This window comes from Mammaliicoccus sp. P-M58 (genome assembly GCF_022386165.1).
In the GTDB taxonomy this organism is placed as follows: Bacteria; Bacillota; Bacilli; order Staphylococcales; family Staphylococcaceae; genus Mammaliicoccus; species Mammaliicoccus sciuri.
This window is the reverse complement of the sequence record NZ_JAJNJI010000005.1, coordinates 165,408-185,267: the sequence shown is the minus strand read 5'-3', so window position 1 is coordinate 185,267 and position 19,860 is coordinate 165,408. Positions and strand designations below refer to the sequence as shown.

The 19,860-nt window shown below is 32.8% G+C and carries 18 protein-coding genes; 3 read left to right on the top strand and 15 right to left on the bottom strand.

Annotated elements, in window-relative coordinates:
• Positions 1-50 precede the first annotated feature (50 nt).
• The 6 genes from LQ694_RS07435 to LQ694_RS07410 all read right to left on the bottom strand — a co-directional run bounded on the left by LQ694_RS07435 (position 51) and on the right by LQ694_RS07410 (position 6,412).
• A complete protein-coding gene (locus LQ694_RS07435) occupies positions 51-1,127 on the bottom strand; it encodes a M42 family metallopeptidase (protein ID WP_058611002.1) in 1,077 nt (358 codons plus the stop codon).
• Positions 1,128-1,199: 72 nt separating this feature from the next.
• On the bottom strand, positions 1,200-1,865 hold the full coding sequence (locus LQ694_RS07430) for a uridine kinase family protein (protein ID WP_231401429.1): 666 nt from the start codon (positions 1,863-1,865) through the stop codon (positions 1,200-1,202).
• Positions 1,858-2,445 carry a YdeI/OmpD-associated family protein gene (locus tag LQ694_RS07425; RefSeq protein WP_218696938.1) on the bottom strand — a complete coding sequence of 196 codons (588 nt, stop codon included), beginning with the start codon at positions 2,443-2,445 and terminating at the stop codon, positions 1,858-1,860. Before LQ694_RS07425 ends, LQ694_RS07430 begins: the two co-directional genes overlap by 8 nt.
• 118 nt (positions 2,446-2,563) lie before the next feature.
• Entirely contained in the window at positions 2,564-3,304 is a 741-nt protein-coding gene (locus LQ694_RS07420) for a GTP pyrophosphokinase (protein ID WP_058591781.1), read from the bottom strand.
• Between the two features lie 184 nt (positions 3,305-3,488).
• The gene (locus LQ694_RS07415) at positions 3,489-4,814 is read right to left on the bottom strand and encodes a 6-phospho-alpha-glucosidase (RefSeq protein ID WP_135015440.1); all 1,326 of its coding nucleotides are present in this window, start codon (positions 4,812-4,814) and stop codon (positions 3,489-3,491) included.
• A 20-nt stretch (positions 4,815-4,834) separates the two neighbouring features.
• Positions 4,835-6,412: an alpha-glucoside-specific PTS transporter subunit IIBC gene (locus LQ694_RS07410; protein ID WP_025904420.1), complete on the bottom strand. Its 1,578-nt coding sequence runs from the start codon at positions 6,410-6,412 to the stop codon at positions 4,835-4,837.
• A 150-nt stretch (positions 6,413-6,562) separates the two neighbouring features.
• Between LQ694_RS07410 and LQ694_RS07405 the strand changes: the two genes are divergently transcribed.
• Both LQ694_RS07405 and LQ694_RS07400 read left to right on the top strand, forming a co-directional pair.
• The gene (locus tag LQ694_RS07405; RefSeq protein ID WP_058610999.1) at positions 6,563-7,312 is read left to right on the top strand and encodes a MurR/RpiR family transcriptional regulator; all 750 of its coding nucleotides are present in this window, start codon (positions 6,563-6,565) and stop codon (positions 7,310-7,312) included.
• Positions 7,313-7,360: 48 nt separating this feature from the next.
• Complete coding sequence (locus LQ694_RS07400; RefSeq protein ID WP_065380896.1) at positions 7,361-8,317, top strand: 2-hydroxyacid dehydrogenase family protein; 957 nt, start codon at positions 7,361-7,363, stop codon at positions 8,315-8,317.
• A gap of 23 nt (positions 8,318-8,340) precedes the next feature.
• Here LQ694_RS07400 and LQ694_RS07395 read toward each other — a convergent pair whose 3' ends face one another.
• Positions 8,341-9,780, bottom strand: coding sequence for an aminotransferase-like domain-containing protein (locus LQ694_RS07395; protein ID WP_204190454.1), 1,440 nt, complete (start codon positions 9,778-9,780; stop codon positions 8,341-8,343).
• Positions 9,781-9,876: 96 nt separating this feature from the next.
• Between LQ694_RS07395 and LQ694_RS07390 the strand changes: the two genes are divergently transcribed.
• Positions 9,877-10,488, top strand: a complete 612-nt coding sequence (locus LQ694_RS07390) for a LysE/ArgO family amino acid transporter (RefSeq protein WP_058610996.1) — start codon at positions 9,877-9,879, stop codon at positions 10,486-10,488.
• 181 nt (positions 10,489-10,669) lie between these two features.
• Here LQ694_RS07390 and fba read toward each other — a convergent pair whose 3' ends face one another.
• From fba to iolB, 8 genes are read right to left on the bottom strand one after another with little or no spacing between them, the layout of a single operon-like run.
• Positions 10,670-11,509 (bottom strand): class II fructose-1,6-bisphosphate aldolase, encoded by an 840-nt coding sequence (gene fba, locus LQ694_RS07385; protein WP_058610995.1) that lies wholly within the window; start codon positions 11,507-11,509, stop codon positions 10,670-10,672.
• Between the two features lie 24 nt (positions 11,510-11,533).
• A complete protein-coding gene (iolG, locus tag LQ694_RS07380; protein ID WP_058610994.1) occupies positions 11,534-12,553 on the bottom strand; it encodes an inositol 2-dehydrogenase in 1,020 nt (339 codons plus the stop codon).
• A 13-nt stretch (positions 12,554-12,566) separates the two neighbouring features.
• Complete coding sequence (locus tag LQ694_RS07375) at positions 12,567-14,156, bottom strand: solute:sodium symporter family transporter (protein ID WP_096791011.1); 1,590 nt, start codon at positions 14,154-14,156, stop codon at positions 12,567-12,569.
• Between the two features lie 54 nt (positions 14,157-14,210).
• Entirely contained in the window at positions 14,211-15,095 is an 885-nt protein-coding gene (gene iolE / locus LQ694_RS07370; RefSeq protein ID WP_096791010.1) for a myo-inosose-2 dehydratase, read from the bottom strand.
• A gap of 10 nt (positions 15,096-15,105) precedes the next feature.
• Positions 15,106-16,125, bottom strand: coding sequence for a Gfo/Idh/MocA family protein (locus LQ694_RS07365; RefSeq protein WP_058610991.1), 1,020 nt, complete (start codon positions 16,123-16,125; stop codon positions 15,106-15,108).
• 16 nt (positions 16,126-16,141) lie between these two features.
• Positions 16,142-18,055: a 3D-(3,5/4)-trihydroxycyclohexane-1,2-dione acylhydrolase (decyclizing) gene (iolD, locus tag LQ694_RS07360; RefSeq protein WP_070372936.1), complete on the bottom strand. Its 1,914-nt coding sequence runs from the start codon at positions 18,053-18,055 to the stop codon at positions 16,142-16,144.
• A gap of 13 nt (positions 18,056-18,068) precedes the next feature.
• On the bottom strand, positions 18,069-19,028 hold the full coding sequence (gene iolC, locus LQ694_RS07355) for a 5-dehydro-2-deoxygluconokinase (protein ID WP_058610989.1): 960 nt from the start codon (positions 19,026-19,028) through the stop codon (positions 18,069-18,071).
• Positions 19,029-19,040: 12 nt separating this feature from the next.
• Positions 19,041-19,859, bottom strand: coding sequence for a 5-deoxy-glucuronate isomerase (iolB, locus tag LQ694_RS07350; RefSeq protein ID WP_058610988.1), 819 nt, complete (start codon positions 19,857-19,859; stop codon positions 19,041-19,043).
• Between the last annotated feature and the right edge of the window lies 1 nt (position 19,860).

The following is a 19,860-nucleotide window of genomic DNA, read 5'->3' as shown; positions in this document are numbered from 1 at the left end:
TTGATTTGTCTCTTGTTTAAGATATATCTTTTTAATCATTTTTCGATTTTTTACCACATAATATTTTTAACTGTTTCATCGTTTAATGCTTTTACGATTTCAGCTACTAATTTTACTGCGTTTAAGTAGTCTTCTTTATGAAGGATTGATACGTTTGAGTGCATATAACGTAATGGAACGCCGATTGAGATTGTTGGTGTACCTTCGTTTGCTACGTGAATACTACCTGCATCTGTTCCGCCACCTGTTATATTATCCCATTGAACATCAATGCCTTTTTCTTTTGCTACGTTTTTGATGAATTTTCTAAATCCAACGTGACCGATATTCGTACCGTCCATTAACAATACAAGTGGTCCGTTACCTAATTTCGTTTCGTGATCTTGACCTTTCATACCTGGTGTATCATAAGCAATACCTACGTCCACTGCGATAGATAAATCTGGCTTAATTTTGTTAGCAGCAACTTTCGCACCACGTAAACCAACTTCTTCTTGTACAGTTGCACCTGAAACTAAGTTAATACCAAGCTCATCGTTTTTAAGTTCGTTTAATACATCAACACTTAACGCACAACCGAATCTGTTGTCGAATGCTTTTGCTGTTAAGTAGTTACCGTCACCTAAAGTTTCGAACTCAGAATAAGGTGTTACCATATTGCCGATTTCAATGCCTAGACCTTCAACCGCTTCTTTATTATCAACACCTATATCAATAAACATCTCTTTAACGTCGACAGGTTTTTTACGTTCTTCTGGACTTAACACGTGTGGAGGTTTAGAACCAATAATACCTCTGATTTCTTTACCTTCATCTGTTGTAATCGTTACTTTTTGTGAAAGCATAACTTGGTTCCACCATCCACCGATTGTTGTGAATTTAATGTAACCATCATCATCGATACGCGTAACCATAAATCCTATTTCATCTAAGTGGCCCGCTATTAAAATTGTTTTAGAACCATTTTTAGCGTTCTTTTTACCGAAAATACCACCTAGATTATCTTCAATAATTTCATCACTTACAGGTTCTAAGTATTCTTTCATTTTAGCTTTAACATTATACTCAAATCCCGAAATACCATTAATATCTGTAAGTGTTTTTAATAATTTTACTGAATCTGCCACAAAAAATCCCCCTTAAAATTAATTAACACTTTTACTATATCATTCTATTTCCAAAATGTATCAAACAAAGGTTTAATTTAATTGATTTTTCAGTATTTTAAACAAATCATTTGAATGATCAATGACAATATCAAAATTTTCAAGAAGAGGATGCATAAATAATTCAAATTGAATACGTCTTTCATCTTGAGATGCCTTTAAAAATTCTATATCTATTCCTCTTACATGAACATCACGGTCAAATCTTCTTTTCAGCTCAGTTTCATTATCCGTATAAATGTAGATAGATAAATCAACCCATTTGGAATCTATAAATGTAGTAGTCATACCTTCTAAGATTGTTACTTTCTTTGTCGCATCTAAACGTTCAGATTGTTGCCATGGTGTTTCAATCGTCATGATATCTATACCATTATGTAAAGCACGTATATCGCGTTCTAGAATACCAACATTATGCGCTTCAGGCATACAAGCAGTTACTTTCGCTTCATGCTCTACACCGTTATACATATATTTCGCCTTTGTATGTTTTCTTAAATTCGAATTTACTATATAAGTATCTGTGCTAATCAAGTTGTAGTCTTTAGGGTCTAGACATTGTATTAATTCCTGACAAAATGTACTTTTTCCTGAACCACCATGTCCACCAATTCTAATCATGATTTGATGGTTAGAACGCTTAATAAATTCCACGATTTCTTCAATCACAGCATTCATATTTTCATTACCTTTACTCATCATTTAACCCTTTGCCGTCCAATATATGATCAATATATTTTTCTACTCGACTAACGCGTGTTTCCGGACGCTTTGCTTGACTAATATAGTAAATATATTGGCGTTGTCTTCCTGGCGTCAAATTATAAAAAGCTTCTTTTAAGTTACTATTATGATCTAGTTGTTCTTGTAGTTCAACTGGCATTTCATATTCTTCTGTTTTCTTTAATTCTACTTTAGCACATGACTTTTCAAGCTCGATTGCTTCTTCAACATATGCTTTAACAATATCTCGTTGTTCTTTTATTTGATCTACATTGGTGAATCTCAATTGTCTTGCTGCTTGAACATTTTTCGTTTGTTGAATGAGTAATTTTTCAGGATCTTTAAGTAATGAACCTTTATGAAATAAAAGTGCACAATATTCTTTAAATCCATGTATCAATACAACATTTTTACCTTTCAATGTATAACATGGGTGCATCCATTTATAATCTTCTTCTAAATCACATTCATGTATAATTTCTCTTAATAGTTCAAATTCATCTTTCCACTTTTTTTCACGTTGCATAAAAGCTTCAACTTTAAGGTTTTTCTCCATTTTTTCACTCCTCAATATTATTACCTGAATGATTTTAATTTATTATATACTAAATGATTAAAAAAGAGCAGATATCCTTAAATCTAAGAAATTTCTGCTCTACTTTGTGCCTAATGTATTAATTTTCGTCTACTTTTATCATACTTTTGTTCGTATCATGATAAATTTCATCATTCATTTCTTGCATTTTACGTTCTACATTTGTTATTTCTATTGAACATTCTTTTAACTTTTCTTCATATTGTTCTGTAGATACATGGGAATTCTTATATCTTAATTTATGTTCTAAACTCGCCCACATATCCATTCCAATTGTTCGAATTTGAATTTCAACAGGTATTACTTGAACACTTTCTGCTAAAAATACTGGAATAGATACAACTAAATGTAAACTTTTATATCCATTCATTTTAGGATTTTCTATATAGTCTTTTCTTTTTAATAATTTTACGTCAGCTTGTCTAAGTAATAATTTTTCAATTGTATAGACATCTTCTAGATAATTACAAATAACTCTTATTCCCGCGATATCTTGAATATTCTCTTTTGCTGAGTTCGCATTTAAAGGAAATCCTTTTCGTCTTAATTTCTTAATGAGACTTGGAAATTCTTTAACACGCTTTTCCATATGATGAATTGGATTATGTTTATAAGCAACTTGGAATTCATCGTCCAATATTTTCAACTTTGTCCCGATTTCTTCTAATGCTGCAGCATATTGATGTTGTAGTTCTACAAAATTAAACAACTCTTCTAGCGCTTGTTCAGAAGACTGCGCATATTCAATTTCACCTAAATTACTCGTAAATTCCTTCTTTAATTCTGCTAAATTGATTGTTGGTTTTCTTTCTATATACATAGATATGCTCCCTTATATTTTTAAATAAAAAATATATATCATTTCAGCTAATTATATCATTTAAAAGTTTGCGATTAAAGAAAGTCGATATACGATATATTGTTCTTAAACAGATATAAGACAAAGAAAAACGTGCAAGGCTCGTAAGCCTTGCACGCTTATAAATAGTAATTCAATTATCATTCTACTTCAATTCTGGCCAGTATTCTTTATTTGCTTCAATGAGGTCATCTAATATATTTTTAGCTACTGATGCACTCGGAACTGTGCGAGATAACGTTAGTGCTTGCCATAGTTTTTGATAAGATTGTTCTTCATAAGCTTCAACTGTTAATTTCTCAACACCCACTTGTTGTTCCATTAAACTTTTTTGGAATCTTGGTATTTCACCAACTGATAAAGGTTCTGGTCCTTCGCTACCAACTAAACATGGAATTTCAACCATCGCTGTTGGTTCAAAGTTTGAAATGGCACCTTTATTCTCAACAATCATTAACATTCTTTCTTTCGTATTAAAAGCAATGGCTCTTGCTAAGTCTACGATATAAGATGCATGTTCATCTATTGTTAATTCCGTTCCTTCAGCAGTACCTTGATCAATGATTTTTTGACATTCACCGAACACAAATTTTTCTCGTCCTGCCATCACTTCATTCGCTCTTGTATAGTCCTTATTTGAATGTTCCACAACATAATCAGGGAAGAAGTAATATTTTAAATATGTGTTAGGTAACGTATCTTTATCAATCGCTTGTACATCACGCGCTTTCTTGAACGTATCATTCCAACTAGCTTCTTGTTCAATATCACTGCCCGTGTCAGTCGAATACCCAAATTGTTCAACATGTTTAATGATACTTGGCATTAAATCGTTACCTGACTTATCTCTAATATCTGTCCACCAACCGAAGTGATTCAAACCATAATATTTAACAACCATTTCTTTTCTAGATTTTAGCCCAATATTTGTTGCCATTAGTTCTTCAATACCAATAGGCATATCGCAAATATTTAAAATTTTAGAATGAGGTCTTAATTTTCGAGTTGCTTCAGCTACAATTGCAGCAGGATTTGAATAATTTAGCATCCAAGCATCTGGTGAATATTGTTCCATGTAATCTACAATTTCTAGTACGCCTGTAATAGAACGCATACCATATGATATACCACCAGGTCCACATGTTTCTTGCCCAACGACACCGTGTTTCAATGGAATTTTCTCATCTTGTTCTCTCATCGCATATTTACCAACACGTATGTGTGCCATAACGAAATCTACATTTTCAAAAGCTGTTTTAGGGTCCGTACTCGCCTGTAACTTAACACCAGGCGCTCTTTCATGAAGTAATATTTCACAAGCATCCGCAATGGTTTGTTGTCTATCACCATCATTGTCGTATAGTTTAATCGTATCAATCGGAAAATCTTCTAAATGATCCAGTAACATTAATATAATGCCTGGCGTAAATGTACTTCCGCCACCTGCTATTGTTATGTTAAATTTCTTCATTATTTATGACCTCCATATTTTTATATCATCGTTTCAAATGAATCTCTTACTTGAGGTACACTAAGTCCCACAATTACTTGAACATTTGTACCACTTTTCGCTACACCATGTGCCATTTGATTATGTGTGAAATAGTCGTTATCTTTCACTAAACTTGGATCTTTAACCGTTACTCTTAATCGTGTCGCACAATTTGTAACGTCTTTAATATTGTCTTTACCACCTAATCCTTCTAAGAAATAAATAGCTTTCGTATCATATTCTGATGCATTGTCATCCATTTGTGTATCAGCACTTGCTTTCTTAGACTTATAATCTTGTTTCGTATAAAGCTTAGCATCGCCATCATCAGGTACACGTCCAGGTAATGGTACATTAAACTTCTCAATAATAAACTTAAATACAAAGAAGTAAATCACAACAAAGATGATACCAATGATAAATTGTGCAACGTAAGTCATACCGTGGTTAGAGAATAATGGAATCCAGTTTATTGCCGCGATTTCTATCGCGCCACCACCTTGAATACCTACTACTCCAAATAGGTACATAATTGTAACCATTGTTGCACCTAATAATGCATGAATTAAGAATAAGTAAGGTGCGATAAATAAGAATGTAAATTCTAATGGTTCTGTAATACCTGCGAAAATTGCTGTTAATCCAGCTGGCAATACTAATGCCAATACTTTTTTCTTGTTCTCTTTTGGTGTTGAAGCGTACATTGCTAACGCAATACCTAAACAACCAAATATTTTAATGTTACCTTGTAACAAGAATCCATATGGATAAAGTTCTTTAAGAGATTTAGCAGAATTAGAGAATTCTGTTAAGTGTTGAATCCAATAAGGTTTCAGTCCACCATTGACCGCTGCAGGTCCATATTCAAATGGTGTGTATATGAAATGATGTAATCCTGTAGGAATCAATATTCTTTCTAAGAAGTGGAATAGCCAAACTCCTACAAATCCTGATTTCAACATGACACCTTGTAATGAACCGATACCTGCTTGAACTGTTGGCCATACCGCACATACGATAAAAGCGATTGGGATCATAACAAAGAATCCAATGATAACAACGTATGGTAGACCTTGAAAAATTCCGACCATTTCAGGTAATTTCTTATCATAGAAACGATTATGTATCCAAATAACGATTGCTGATATGAAGATTGCACCAATGATACTTGTGTCTAATGTTGGAATACCAGCTATTTCTTTTACGCCCGTTAAATTTTCAACACCCTTTGATAAATCTACTCCGAACGTCTTTGGCCAAAGGGTTAAAATTGCATTAATAAAATTGTTAAATACTAAATAAATCATTAAAGCTGCTAGTGTTGCTCTACCTTGAGCTTTTTTAGCAAGTGAGATTGGAAGTCCAATCACAAACGCTAGTTCCATATGGTTGAATATTGTCCAACCACCCGCTTCAATTAAACTCCAAATTTTAAACCACATTGTGCCATCTTCAGCTATTGAACCCATAATATTTGGATTTTTAAATAATGTTGCAAATCCTACAACAATACCGAAAAATGCAAATAGTAATACCGGAACAATCATAGCACTACCAAATCGTTTAATTGCATTCATATTTTAACCCCTTTTCCTCATCAATTTATCTCCACAATATAGGAAGCGCTTACATTTGCCAATAGGTTTGACGTAAATAGAAATCACATAGTAAACTTAGATTATATTTTCATAACATGAAAATTTTTTCACTTCGAATGGAGGATTATAATGGTTTTGGATAAACTGATTAATGAACATTATCAACAACTTAATGACAACGATATACATATCATACAAATGATTAATCAAAATATTCACTTGATTCATCGATTAAAAATACAAGAAATAGCCGATATATCACACACTTCAATTTCTTCTATTCACCGACTCGCTCGTAAACTTGGCTTTGATGGTTATAGTGATTTTAAAGCATACATTAAATTAAATAGACAAACATCTAACCCATCGACAGATATCATTGAAAGTTTAGAGCAAGATTTACAACAAACTATGAAACATTTAAAAATGATCGACTATGACTATATAAGTGAACAAATCAATCAAGCGCCTTACATCTACATATATGGTACAGGTGTCGCTCAACTAAACGTCGCACGTGATGCTCAACGACACTTTCTTTCTATCAATAAAAGAGTAATGGTTATTAATGACGAGAATGAACTTAAAATCGCTATGAATCAAATGAATAAAGACGATTTAATTTTCATCATTTCATTATCAGGCGAAACATCACACTTAAGAGAGAACGTCGAAATTATGCATACACGAAATATTAGTTATATTTCTATTACAACATTGAAAGATAACTATTTAGCTCAGAATGCGAGCTACAATATATACGTTAATAGTTCACCGATAGAATTATTTAACCAAACTTCTTATTCCAGCTTCTTACCGTATCACATTGCTTTTGAAGTCATCGTACGTAAATTCAGTGAATGGAAACTTGCGCATTAGGGTATAATTATCATATAAACGATGAAAAGTTCTATAGGAGGTTACATCATGAATAAAGTATTCATAACTGGAGAAATTCCAACAGAAGGATTAGAAATGTTACAAGAACATTTTGAAGTAGAAGTCTTTGAAGGGGATCAATTAATTACGAAAGATACTTTACTTCAAAAAGTAACAGATGTAGAGGCGATTATTAGTCCACTATCTACAAATATCGATAAAGAAATTATTGATCAAGCACCAAACTTAAAAATCATTGCAAATTATGGTGCTGGTTTCAATAACATTGACGTTAAATATGCGAGAGAAAAAGGGATTGATGTTACAAATACACCGAAAGCTTCAACAAATGCTACAGCAGATTTAACGATTGGTATATTACTTGCCGTATCTAGAAGAATTGCTGAAGGCGACCAGCTTTGTAGAACAACAGGATTCAACGGTTGGGCACCATTATTCTTTAGAGGTAGGGAAGTCTCCGGTAAGACTATCGGCATAGTTGGGCTTGGTGAAATAGGTTCTGCTGTTGCTAGACGTGCCAAAGGTTTCGACATGAACATCCTATATACCGGACCACATAGAAAGCCAGAACAAGAAGCTTCATTAGGGGCTACTTATGTCAGTCTTGATGAGATGTTAGAACAAGCAGATTTCATTACAATTAATGCTGCCTATTCTGATGATTTACATCATTTATTCAATAAAGAAACATTTGAAAAAATGAAAGATACAGCATATATTATTAACGCATCTCGTGGACCTATTGTAGATGAACAAGCTTTAGTTGAAGCTCTACAATCTAAAACAATCGAAGGTGCTGCATTAGATGTATTTGAATTCGAACCAGAAATTACAGATGCACTTAAAACAATGGACAATGTCGTGATAACACCACACATCGGAAATGCTACATTTGAAGCACGTGATGAAATGGCAAGAATCGTCGCTAATAATACAATTAAGAAACTACAAGGTGATACACCGGACTATATTGTGAACAAATAATAAAATCAATCCTCGTACTCATTTTAAGAGTCCGAGGATTTTCTTTTATTTAACAAGTTTTCTTTATCGATGATCGTTCTTAATTTATAAATACTTTCTTTAATATCATGTTCATCAATATATGAATAAGAAAATCTTAAACTATGCTTTTCTTTTTCTGAATATATCTCCCCTGGATGAATGAGCAATCCTTCCTCTAAAGCCAGTTTAAATAACCTTTTTAAATCAATACTTTCATTAAATCTGAACCAAATATAGAAAGATCCTTCTACTTTAGACCACCTACCAATATCTGAGAAAGATTCTGTTAAAGCATCTTCCATCATATCTTTGCGTCTTTTTAAATTGCGTTTAATTTCTTCAATATGCGCTTCATGGTAATGTGCCAACCATTTAGTAGCAATAAATTGAGAAATCGAACTTGCACCATAGTCATTTTGCATTTTTAAGTCTGCTAAATGATTAATGACCCGTTCGTTACCAATTAACCATCCAATTCTAAGACCTGGACTAACTGTTTTAGATAGACTTCCTAAATACAGCACATTATGACTTGTATCAAGCTCTTTCATAGATTTAGGAATCGAACCTTCAAACCACAGCTCACTATAAATATCATCTTCCACAACAGGTATACCCTTTGCTTTACACTGTTCAAGAATTTGTTCCTTTTCTTTCAATGTATATGTGTGTGATGTAGGATTATGCAAAATAGGATTACAATAAAATATACTATTACTGTAATCTTCATCTTCTTTAAAAATCGCATGAATATTATTCCTTATATAATCAATTGATAAAGGTATCATTTTGGAATGGATTTTGTGCCAAGTTCTAATTGAATTAATATAAGAAGGTGTTTCAACGATAATTTTTGATTTGGGGATTAATAATCCATCAGCTATCAATTTCAGACCTTGTAACGCTCCAGAAGTAATACAAATTTCTTCTACACTACACTCAATCCCTCTTTTTTTAACAAGTTCTTTAACTTGTTGTCTCAACTGAATATTTCCTTTAGGTGCTTCATAATTTGAAGTCAATTGACGACTTAAATCTTTAGAAATAATTTCATGAAATGCATCATTAGGTATTAATTTTGGCGAAAGTTCGCCCGTCCCTAATCTCACCATATCAGGTATAAATTCGCATCTATTAATTTCTCTAATATAATATTGGTTGTTCTGGTTAATACTATTCCCTATATAATCTTGCCAATTTAAATTATTACTCACATACTCATTCCATTTATTTTTCGAAACGTATATCCCTTTTCTTTCTTTACTTTCAAGCACGCCGTAACTTTTCAAAATATCAATAACATGTACAATTGTTGATCTATTTACACCATACTTTTGTGTTAAAGCTCTTTGCGAAGGTATTTTCATACCAACTTCTAATTGACCATTATTAATATCTCTTAACATATCATCTATAATTTTTTGGTAGATAGGTTTTTCCATCAATGTAACTCCAATCTGGTTGGGCATGAATTTAATACTGGATGATTTCATTGTAGCTTATTTCTTTTATACTATACAAAAAGGAGGTTCAATCAAATGTTTCAAGCAGTCATCCACGGTCTTTTATTAGCACTCGGTTTAATTTTACCATTAGGTGCTCAAAATATATTTGTTTTTAATCAAGGTGCAAATCATAAAAGCTTAAATAAAGCTTTACCCGTTGTTATTACAGCTGGTCTATGTGACACATTACTCATATTACTTGCAGTGTTTGGTGTATCACTCATCTTAAATCACTATCCATCACTGCAATTAATCATATATATCGTCGGATTAATTTTTCTATTGTATATGGCTTGGACGTTATGGAACGAAAAATCATCAAGCAATGGCTCAGACTTAGCAATATCAGCTAAAAAACAAATCAGCTTTGCACTATCAGTATCATTACTGAATCCACACGCCATTATGGATACAGTCGGTGTTATCGGTACAAGTGCATCACTATATTCAGGGTATGAAAAAGTCGGATTCACAGCTGCAACGATTTTTATCTCTTGGTTCTGGTTCTTCGGACTCGCTATAGGCGGTAAACAAGTTGGTATGTTTGATAAATCAGGTAAATTTATCATCATCTTGAATAGAGTATCAAGTATTATCATCTTATTCGTCGCAGCACTCATTATTAAAAATATAATCAATATGTAGAATGAGGTAAAAATGGTTTGATTGGGATTTAAGTTGGATTTTGGGGCGCTAACAATCTTGTTTTCGACTCTTGAGCGTTAGAAGCAAGTGCACATCTCTCATCTCAATATTTTAAATTACAAAAAGCTAGGACGATTGATTATTCACGTCCTAGCTTCTTACTTATATTGTATTTTATTAACTATGCTTTGCCGTTGGATTGGCATTTATAAATAATTGATTCGACAGTTTGTTCGATTGCTTTTTTACTTGGGTTCAAGATTTGCTGTGGATTAAATAAACTCGTATCATTAGTTAATACTTCTCTAAGTTCATTACTCCACGCAATATTAATTTCGGTATTAAAATTAATTTTTGCGTGACCTAATTTTATGGCTTTTACTAAATCTTCGTCTGATATACCTGATGCACCATGTAATACTAAAGGTATATCAATCGTTTCTTGAATTTCTTTCATTTCTTCAAATCCTAAATTAGGTTCACCTTTATATTTACCGTGTACTGACCCGAGTGCTGGTGCCAATGTGTCTATATGTGCTTTTTGTGCTATGTTTATACAATCATCTAACTTCGCATATTGTACATTTCCTATGAAACCGTCTTCGTTTCCACCAATTGCTCCAACTTCACCTTCTACAATCACATTATTTTTATGTGCATAATCTACTACTTGTTTGGTAAGTTCTATATTTTCTTCAATTGGTAATTTAGACCCATCAAACATAACTGAATCATAACCAGCATCTACTGCTTTCTTACATCCTTCAACAGTTAAACCGTGATCTAGATGTATAATTACTGGTACTGTTATATTCATTGACTCTATTTTATTTCTGATTGTTTTACAGATAAAATCATACCCACCTAAAAAGTCTATAATTTTATCTGTCGTTCCTAAAATAATGGGGGAACGTGTTTTCTCAGCAATTTTTAAAATACATTCAATCCATATTAATCCGTTAACATTAATTTGTGGAATAGCATAATGTTCTGTCTTTGCTTTGTGTATAAATGTATTCATTCTATAACGTTCCACCTTCCTTTTTTAAAGTGTCTTTGATTGTTTATTTACTAATGACTTAGGTTCATTCGAAAGTAGCGACTCTTTACATTTCACAGCAATTTCTTGAGCTTTATAGCCGTCTTCTATTGAGCAAATTACATCAGTGTCATTTAAGATAGCTTCAATAAATCCATCCATTTCTACTTTATAAGCGTCACTATAACGTTCTAAGAAGAAATATGGCGGATTGTCTTTAGATATTCCTTCAGCTCGATGATAATTTAATGTTGTCGTTTGTTCATTACCTACATCAATTGCACCTTTATCACCTAATACTTCAACTCGTTGATCATATCCATATACACTTCTTCTACAGTTTTCAATCATGGCCATTGAGCCATTTTCAAATTTAAGGGTTACAAGTGCTGTATCGATATCATCATATTGAGCAATGTCTGGATTTACCAGCGCTCCACCAGTTGCATACACTTCTGTGATTTCAGATTGCATTAAATATCTTGCCATATCAAAGTCATGAATCATCATATCCATGAAAAGTCCACCTGAGCGTTTAATATATTCTACTGGTGGTGGCTCTGGATCTCTTGAAGTAATCCTTAATGTTTGAATATTACCAAGTTCACCTTTATTTAAAATATCTCTCAACTCTTTGAAGTTTTTATCAAAACGTCTATTAAAGCCCATTTGCAGTTTCACATTTGCTTCTTTTACCGCTTCTAATGCAATTTTCGCTTCATCAATAGATAAACTAATCGGTTTCTCGCAGAAGATATGCTTTCCTTTTGCACAAGCTTCTTTAATGATATCTACATGCGTATCTGTAGGCGAACATATTACTACTACATCTACCTCAGGATCATTAATAATATCCATATGGTCCTTAGTTTTATTTTCTATTCCTGCTTTTTTGATCCAATCTTCCATCTTGTCGCAATATAAGTCTGAAATCCACTTAATCTTTACATCTTTATGTGTTCTTAAATAGTTTATATGTAATTGGCCAATTCTACCTGCTCCAATTACGCCGAATGTTAGTGTCATATCTTTCTTCCTCCTATGCTAATCCAAGTGGTGAGAATAATACGTATGTGCCAATAACTACAAATATGATAATACCACCTACTAAATATCTATATTTCCATGGTGTGATATCTACTTTTGCGTAATTTACACTGAAATCAAACTCATCAGATGGTTTCCATTTATTGAATAACATCACTATAAGTAAATCTACAAAGAAAAGTACACTTAATACATATAAGAAATGTATTTCTGTAATCAAAATTTTTGAAAGCGCATACAATAAAATGTGTAAAATAAACATCACTTTAGCACCAAGCTGTGATGTACGTTTAACAAAAAATCCTACAAGTACAAGTACCAAAAGTGGCATATTATAAATACCATTAAACTCTTGTACAACTGCATATAAACCTTGTGGGAACAATGAAATCATTGGTGCAATTATTACAACAATTACACCTACTAGTACTGTAACCAACCTTCCAATTCTTGATACTTGTTTATTGTTTGCTTCTTTATTGATAATTGATTTATAAAAGTCTAGTGAGAACAATGTTGCTGTACTATTTAAAGATCCAACAAATGAACTTAGAATAGCACCAAAAATAACTGCTCCAAATAAACCATATGCCCATTCCGGTAATACTTCATTAACAAGCATTGGATAAGCATTATCAGGATTTGTAACTTTATCTCCTAACATATTGAATGCCAACACACCTGGAAATACTAAGAATAAAGCACCAAAAATTTTAAATGTACCAACATACATAGCACCTTTTTGTGCTTCTTTTAAACTTTTACCAGCAAGTGCTTTTTGAACAATCATTTGGTTAGTACACCAGAAGAATAAATTGTTGAAGAACATACCAAAGAATAACGTTGGCCATGGTACTATTTTAGAATCAATTGCACCTAGTGAATTAAGCTTTTCTGGCGTGTTCTGAACGACTTTATCAAATCCATGTAAGAAGCTTCCATCTCCGAAAATAATGAGTCCTAATGTTGGTATAGCAAGTCCACCTACAATTAAACCGACACCATAGATAGAATCACTATGTGCACTTAAAGATAACCCGCCTATGAACAAATATATAATTCCTACAAGACCTATGACTGTTGATATTAAAATAACTGCAGTCATATCACTTATATTTAACATTTCACTTACGTTGAAAATTTTATTAAATACAAGTGCACCAGAATATAATACAACTGGTAAGAATGAAACTACATAAGTAAATATGAATAATAAAGATACGAGTCGTTTCGTGAATGTATCAAATCTCATTTCAATAAAATCTGATATTGTATCAACACCATACCTAAAATATCTAGGTAAAAATACAAGTGCTAGTATAACAATGGCTACTGATGATGTTACTTCCCATGCCATAACTTCCATACCCGCAACGAAACTTTGACCATTTTGACCAACTATTTGTTCTGTAGATAAATTGGTCATGATAATTGTAGAAGCAATTGTAAAACCTGTTAAACTTCTACCACCCATAAAGAAACCGTCAGAATTTTGAGTATCAATCTTTCTACTCCGTAAGTAAGCATATACACCTACACATATAACAACTAAAATAAACGAAATTGCTGCAAACATACTCATGATAATTCTCTCCCTTTAGGAGTCCTTAACTCCTATACCATTTTGTTTAAAATTTTATTGATATTGTGCTATATATTCTTTTGCTTTTTTAGCATATATAAATGGATTTGCAATCGCTGGATCTTGTTCAGCTTCAACCACAATCCATCCGCTGTAATCAGATTTATAAATTAAATCTAAGATAGGTTTAAAATCTATTACACCGTCTCCAGGTACTGTGAACATACCTTTTTTCACACCATCCAAGAAGCAACTACATTCTTTATCTACAGCTTCTTTAACATCTTGTCTAACATCTTTAAAGTGAATATGTTTTATCCTATCTTCATGTCTTTCAAATATGTCTATCGGGTTTTCACCAGAAAGGACAAGGTGTCCTGTATCAAATAAGAGAGAAACATTATCTTTGTTTGTTCTTTCCATTAATTCATCTATTTCTTTTGTCGTTTGTACACCTGTACCCATATGATGGTGGTATACGATTTCCATATCTTTTTCGTGTGCTAATTGCCCTAACTTCTCTAAACCATCTACTAATAATTGCCATTCTTGTTCTGTAAATATAGGTTTTTCTTTAAATAATGCTTTAGTTAAATCCCCTTGAATACTATTGCCTTGTTCTGAAACAACAATAACTTTTGCGCCTAATGCATGTAAAAAATCTCTATGTTTTATAAACGCTTCTTCTGTTACTTCATATGGTTCCGAAGTTAAATATAAACTCAACCATGCACTTGCGACAGATAGTCCTCTTGGTTCCAAATATGATTTCAAAACTTCAGGATCTTTCGGGTACTTGTTACCAATTTCTGTACCTTCATACCCAGAGAGTGCCATTTCACTAATACATTGTTCAAATGAATTTTCACGTCCTAGTTCGGGCATATCATCATTTGTCCAAGCTATCGGTGCACATGCGTATCGAATACTTCTAGTCATTTACTTCACCTCATAACGTAATGATTGTTTTCTTCTCATAAGATTCTTGCATTGCAATTGCAACTTCTGTACTTTTTAATCCATCAATACCTGTTATTGATGAAGGAACATTATTATTGATAGATTCTATAAATGCATTAATTTCATTAATAAATGCTAATTTAAAGCGTTCAGGAAAATGACCTGAAGTTGGTCTAACGACACCGTTTTTGTCATAAACTGTAACTAAGTTTTTCTCAGGTGCATTTCCGATTCTTATCATACCTTCAGTTCCTATAATTTCTGTTTCAACATGATATCCATGTTGTGCATTTCTTCCGGCTAATAAGTATGCGATTGTGCCATCTTCTAATTCTGCCAGACATGCACCTGTTTCCAATTCTTCACATTCGGTTAATTCAGGTGCTGCTATGTTATTACCTAGTGAATAAACAGTTTTAAATTCTGAACCTGTAAACCAACGTACAAGATCAATATCATGAATCGACATATCTAAAAATATGCCACCACTTGCACTGTTCTTCGCAAATTGTATAAAGCTATCTAACCCTGCACTAGGATCAATTCCATAACATCTCATTGCTGTAATTTTGCCTAATTCACCATTTTGAACAACGTCTTTAGCAAATTGATAAGAATCATCAAATCTACGCATAAAACCTAACTGAAACACTTTGTCTGAGTGACTATTTATTTTTTCAACAACTTGTTTGATATTATCTAACTCAAGTCCAATAGGTTTTTCTGAAAAGACATGCAAACCTTTATCTAATGCTTGTGAAATTTGAACTGCATGAAATCCACTCGGTGAAACAATTACAACTGCCTCAAGCTCGTCGTTTTCTATCATCTCTGAATAGGATGTATAACAATTTTTTACTCCTAATTCTTCTTTGGCATATGCTAATTCTTGCTCAACAACACTTGCAACAGCGAATAATTCTGCACCCTTTACATGGTTAACAATGTTTTCTGCATGCACTTTTCCTAATCTACCTAGACCAACTTGACCAATTTTTATTTTTGCCATGTTATGAATCTCCTCTTTAATATTGTTTTGCTTTTTTCAAAGCTTGAACCTTTTCTTGATAGGATGTATTTATATTTGGTTTTTCACTATGTTCGGATACACCAACATTCCAGAATGATTCATATCCGTCAGTCATCGTTTTAGGTAAAGTCTTTATTTCTATTAATGTTGATTTTGTTTCTTTTTTAGCATCTTTAATTGCATCTTCTAACGCTTGAAGACTATTAACTTTGTATGAAACTGCACCATATCCTTCTGCAATTTTCTTATAATCTACATTCATGACTTCACCGTTATAATCATTAAATTCAGTACAGAAACTTTCACTACCATTACCCATCTGTAAATTGTTGATACAACCAAATCCACTGTTATCAAATAATACAATGTTGATTTTATAGTTATATTGCAATGCTGTTACTAATTCAGCATGTAACATTAAGAAACTTCCATCACCAACTAATGCATATACTTCTTTTTGGGGATTTGCTATTTTTGTACCAAGTGCAGCTGCAATTTCGTACCCCATAGTAGAATAACCATATTCCATATTGTAAGTATTAAATATATCGGTCTCCCACAATCTTTCTAAGTCTCCTGGTAAAGATCCAGCAGCGGCAACGATTATTGCATCATTATCAATTGTTTCATTAACTTTAATAACCGCATTTGTTTGTGGTAATTCCGTTTGTAATGCTTCAACGTATTGATTAAGTTTTTCTTTACTAAAATGACCTGATATTTCAGCTTCAAAATTATTTTTATTAATATCTACATGAGATAATCTTTCTCTTTCTTCTGACCATTTATTTTTTAAATCCTTTACTTCATCTAATGTATTAAATTGACATTCACTTAATGCTTTATCCAATAAACTAATTGATATTTTTGCGTCTCCAACTACTTGTATCGCATCTAATTTATAAGCATCGACTCTATTAACATTAATGTTTATAAATTTCGCATTTTCAAAGTTAGCTACTGTCTTTGAGCTAGTTGTAAAGTCTGAATACCTTGTACCAATACCAATAATGACATCAGCTTCTTTTGCATATAAATTAGCTGCTAAATTTCCTGTAACGCCTAGACCACCAAGATTTAGTGGGTGAGAGGCTTCTATTGTAGATTTACCTGCTTGAGTTTCTGCAATAGGAATATTCGTTTTTTCTATAAATGATTTTATAGAATCTTGAGCTTCCGAATACTTAGCACCACCACCAACAATTAATAGTGGTTTTTTTGCTGTCTTCAATAGTTCGACTGCTAAATCTATTGATCTGTTCGAAGGTTGTTGCCTATCAACATAATGTACACGCTTTTCAAAAAATGTTTCTGGAAAATCATATGACTCTCCTTGAACATCTTGACTCAATGCTAATGTCACAGGACCCGCTGTTTGAGGATTTGTCATGACCTCAAATGCACGAATTAAGGCTGACATGATTTGCTCAGGTCTTGTTATGCGATCAAAATATCTCGAAATTGGTTTTAACGCATCATTTGTAGTAATACCAATACTTTGAGGATTTTCAATCTGTTGTAATACTGGATCTGGTTGACGAGTCGCAAATGTATCTCCTGGTAGTAATAATACTGGTATATGATTTGCTGCCGCTGTACCTGCAGCCGTTACAAGGTTAGCAGCACCTGGACCGACAGATGTTGTCACTGCAAATACTTTTTTTCGTAAACTTTGTTTGCTAAAGCCAATCGCTGTATGCGCCATACCTTGTTCATTTTTACCTTGTATTATTTTTAATTCATTCTGATAATTTGATAGACCTTCTCCTAAACCAAGCACATTACCATGACCAAAAATATTCATGACACCTTCAACAAATCTTGTCTCTTTTCCATCAATAGAAATATATTGTTTAGTCAAAAATCTAACAATTGCTTCCCCAGTTGTTAACTTCACTGTATTAACCATGTTTAATACCACCTTAAGATTGTTCTTTAATTAAATTTTCTATTTTATCAACTGTAGGCATCGCTTCAGATGAACTATGACTACTTACAACAATCGCTGCTGAAGCTGCACCATATTTCAATGCTTCTTCAACTGACTTACCTTTAACTAATGCATAAATAAATGCAGCTGCATATGAATCGCCAGCACCAAATGTTTTAACGACATTAGCTTTAAATGCTTTACCTTCATAAGTATTGCCTTCTTTATCAAATGCATTTGATCCTTGTACACCATGTTTAATAACAACTAAATGTGGATTCGATTTAAATAATAGGTCACTAATTTCTTTGTCTGATAATGCTTTATATCTTTCGACCATATCAAATTCATCACGTGTACCAATTACGACATCTGCTTGGTCAGCAACTAGCTCATAATAAATAGAAGTTTCTTCTTCATCTGTCCAACTATACGGTCTATAATCTAACTCAAAGATTACTTGTACATTATGTTTTTTTGCCAGTAACAGTGCTTTTAATACTGACTCTCTTGAAGGAGATTTAGCTAATGCCGTTCCAGAAATAAGCAAATATTCTGAATTTTTAACATATGATTCATCTACATGTTCAGGCGCTAAATATAAATCTGCTACTTCTTCTCTATACATTAATATGCTTGATTCACTCGGACTTTTAATTTCTGTAAACGTTAAGCCGATTTTATGTCCATCTTCATCTACATGTATTTGAGACGTATCAACGCCTACTTCTTCAAAGTAATTCGTAATAAATCTTCCATGTTGATCATCTGATACATTAGCAATCATACCCACATCTAATCCTAACTTTGCCGTACCAATCATGATATTTGCTGGTGAGCCACCAACATATTTGCGAAATGATTCTGTTTCTTCCATTGGTCTATTAATTTCTATTGAGTTCAAATCTATTGCAGCACGACCTATTGCTATAATTTGTTTTTTATTAGACATTCACGTACACTCCTATTCTCTATCAATAATCCATTCATGATCTGGTTGATTATAAAATTTCCAAACTTTTTTAGGTCCTGCCATAACATTTAAGTAATAACCATCGTAACCATCAGGTACAGCTACTGGATGATAGCCTTTAGGCACTACAACAACATCACTGTTCTCTACTGTCATCGTTTCATCTAATGAAAGGTCGTCTGTAAACACACGTTGAAAGACGAAACCTTTACTCGGATTCATTTCATGATAGTAAGTTTCTTCAAGTAATGATTCATTTGGTAAGTTATCAACGTCATGTTTATGTGGTGGATAGCTCGACCAATTACCTTGATCTGTATACACTTCAACTACAAGTAATTTTTCACTCGCTGTATGTGTATCAGGTAAAATATTATGAACATGTCGTTTATTTGAATATTTACCTCTATCTTCTACTGAGTTCTCAGATGCTGGGATTAATTGTGTTGCTCTTTCTTCATCTGCTGGCGAATAACAAAGCACAACTCTTGAATCTTTATTCGCTTTAATTGTCACTTCATGATTTTTAGAAATATAGATACTGTCTGTTGGTATTTTTTCAAATACAGATTCTCTTGTTCCTAAATCTTCATAAGAACTTTCTCCATCTGACACATCGATGTTGCCAGTTAAAGCGACAATACATAGTTCAAAATCACCCGTTGATTCTGTGTAAGTACCTTGTGATTTTATGTCTAACACTTTAAATCCGATATAAGCTAAATCAATATCTTCAGGTTTTAAATCGTGTATCACTTGTACATCATCACTTAATGGATGATGTACAGGTTTATTTAATAATCGAGCCATC

What these genes read in the sequence shown, in the direction of transcription:
- LQ694_RS07430 (WP_231401429.1), bottom strand. Translation starts at nt 1,865, where the DNA reads ATGAGTAAAGGTAATGAAAATATGAATGCTGTGATTGAAGAAATCGTG.
- LQ694_RS07425 (WP_218696938.1), bottom strand. Translation starts at nt 2,445, where the DNA reads ATGGAGAAAAACCTTAAAGTTGAAGCTTTTATGCAACGTGAAAAAAAG.
- LQ694_RS07420 (WP_058591781.1), bottom strand. Translation starts at nt 3,304, where the DNA reads ATGTATATAGAAAGAAAACCAACAATCAATTTAGCAGAATTAAAGAAG.
- LQ694_RS07415 (WP_135015440.1), bottom strand. Translation starts at nt 4,814, where the DNA reads ATGAAGAAATTTAACATAACAATAGCAGGTGGCGGAAGTACATTTACG.
- LQ694_RS07410 (WP_025904420.1), bottom strand. Translation starts at nt 6,412, where the DNA reads ATGAATGCAATTAAACGATTTGGTAGTGCTATGATTGTTCCGGTATTA.
- LQ694_RS07405 (WP_058610999.1), top strand. Translation starts at nt 6,563, where the DNA reads ATGGTTTTGGATAAACTGATTAATGAACATTATCAACAACTTAATGAC.
- LQ694_RS07400 (WP_065380896.1), top strand. Translation starts at nt 7,361, where the DNA reads ATGAATAAAGTATTCATAACTGGAGAAATTCCAACAGAAGGATTAGAA.
- LQ694_RS07395 (WP_204190454.1), bottom strand. Translation starts at nt 9,780, where the DNA reads ATGGAAAAACCTATCTACCAAAAAATTATAGATGATATGTTAAGAGAT.
- LQ694_RS07390 (WP_058610996.1), top strand. Translation starts at nt 9,877, where the DNA reads ATGTTTCAAGCAGTCATCCACGGTCTTTTATTAGCACTCGGTTTAATT.
- fba (WP_058610995.1), bottom strand. Translation starts at nt 11,509, where the DNA reads ATGAATACATTTATACACAAAGCAAAGACAGAACATTATGCTATTCCA.
- iolG (WP_058610994.1), bottom strand. Translation starts at nt 12,553, where the DNA reads ATGACACTAACATTCGGCGTAATTGGAGCAGGTAGAATTGGCCAATTA.
- LQ694_RS07375 (WP_096791011.1), bottom strand. Translation starts at nt 14,156, where the DNA reads ATGAGTATGTTTGCAGCAATTTCGTTTATTTTAGTTGTTATATGTGTA.
- iolE (WP_096791010.1), bottom strand. Translation starts at nt 15,095, where the DNA reads ATGACTAGAAGTATTCGATACGCATGTGCACCGATAGCTTGGACAAAT.
- LQ694_RS07365 (WP_058610991.1), bottom strand. Translation starts at nt 16,125, where the DNA reads ATGGCAAAAATAAAAATTGGTCAAGTTGGTCTAGGTAGATTAGGAAAA.
- iolD (WP_070372936.1), bottom strand. Translation starts at nt 18,055, where the DNA reads ATGGTTAATACAGTGAAGTTAACAACTGGGGAAGCAATTGTTAGATTT.
- iolC (WP_058610989.1), bottom strand. Translation starts at nt 19,028, where the DNA reads ATGTCTAATAAAAAACAAATTATAGCAATAGGTCGTGCTGCAATAGAT.
- iolB (WP_058610988.1), bottom strand. Translation starts at nt 19,859, where the DNA reads ATGGCTCGATTATTAAATAAACCTGTACATCATCCATTAAGTGATGAT.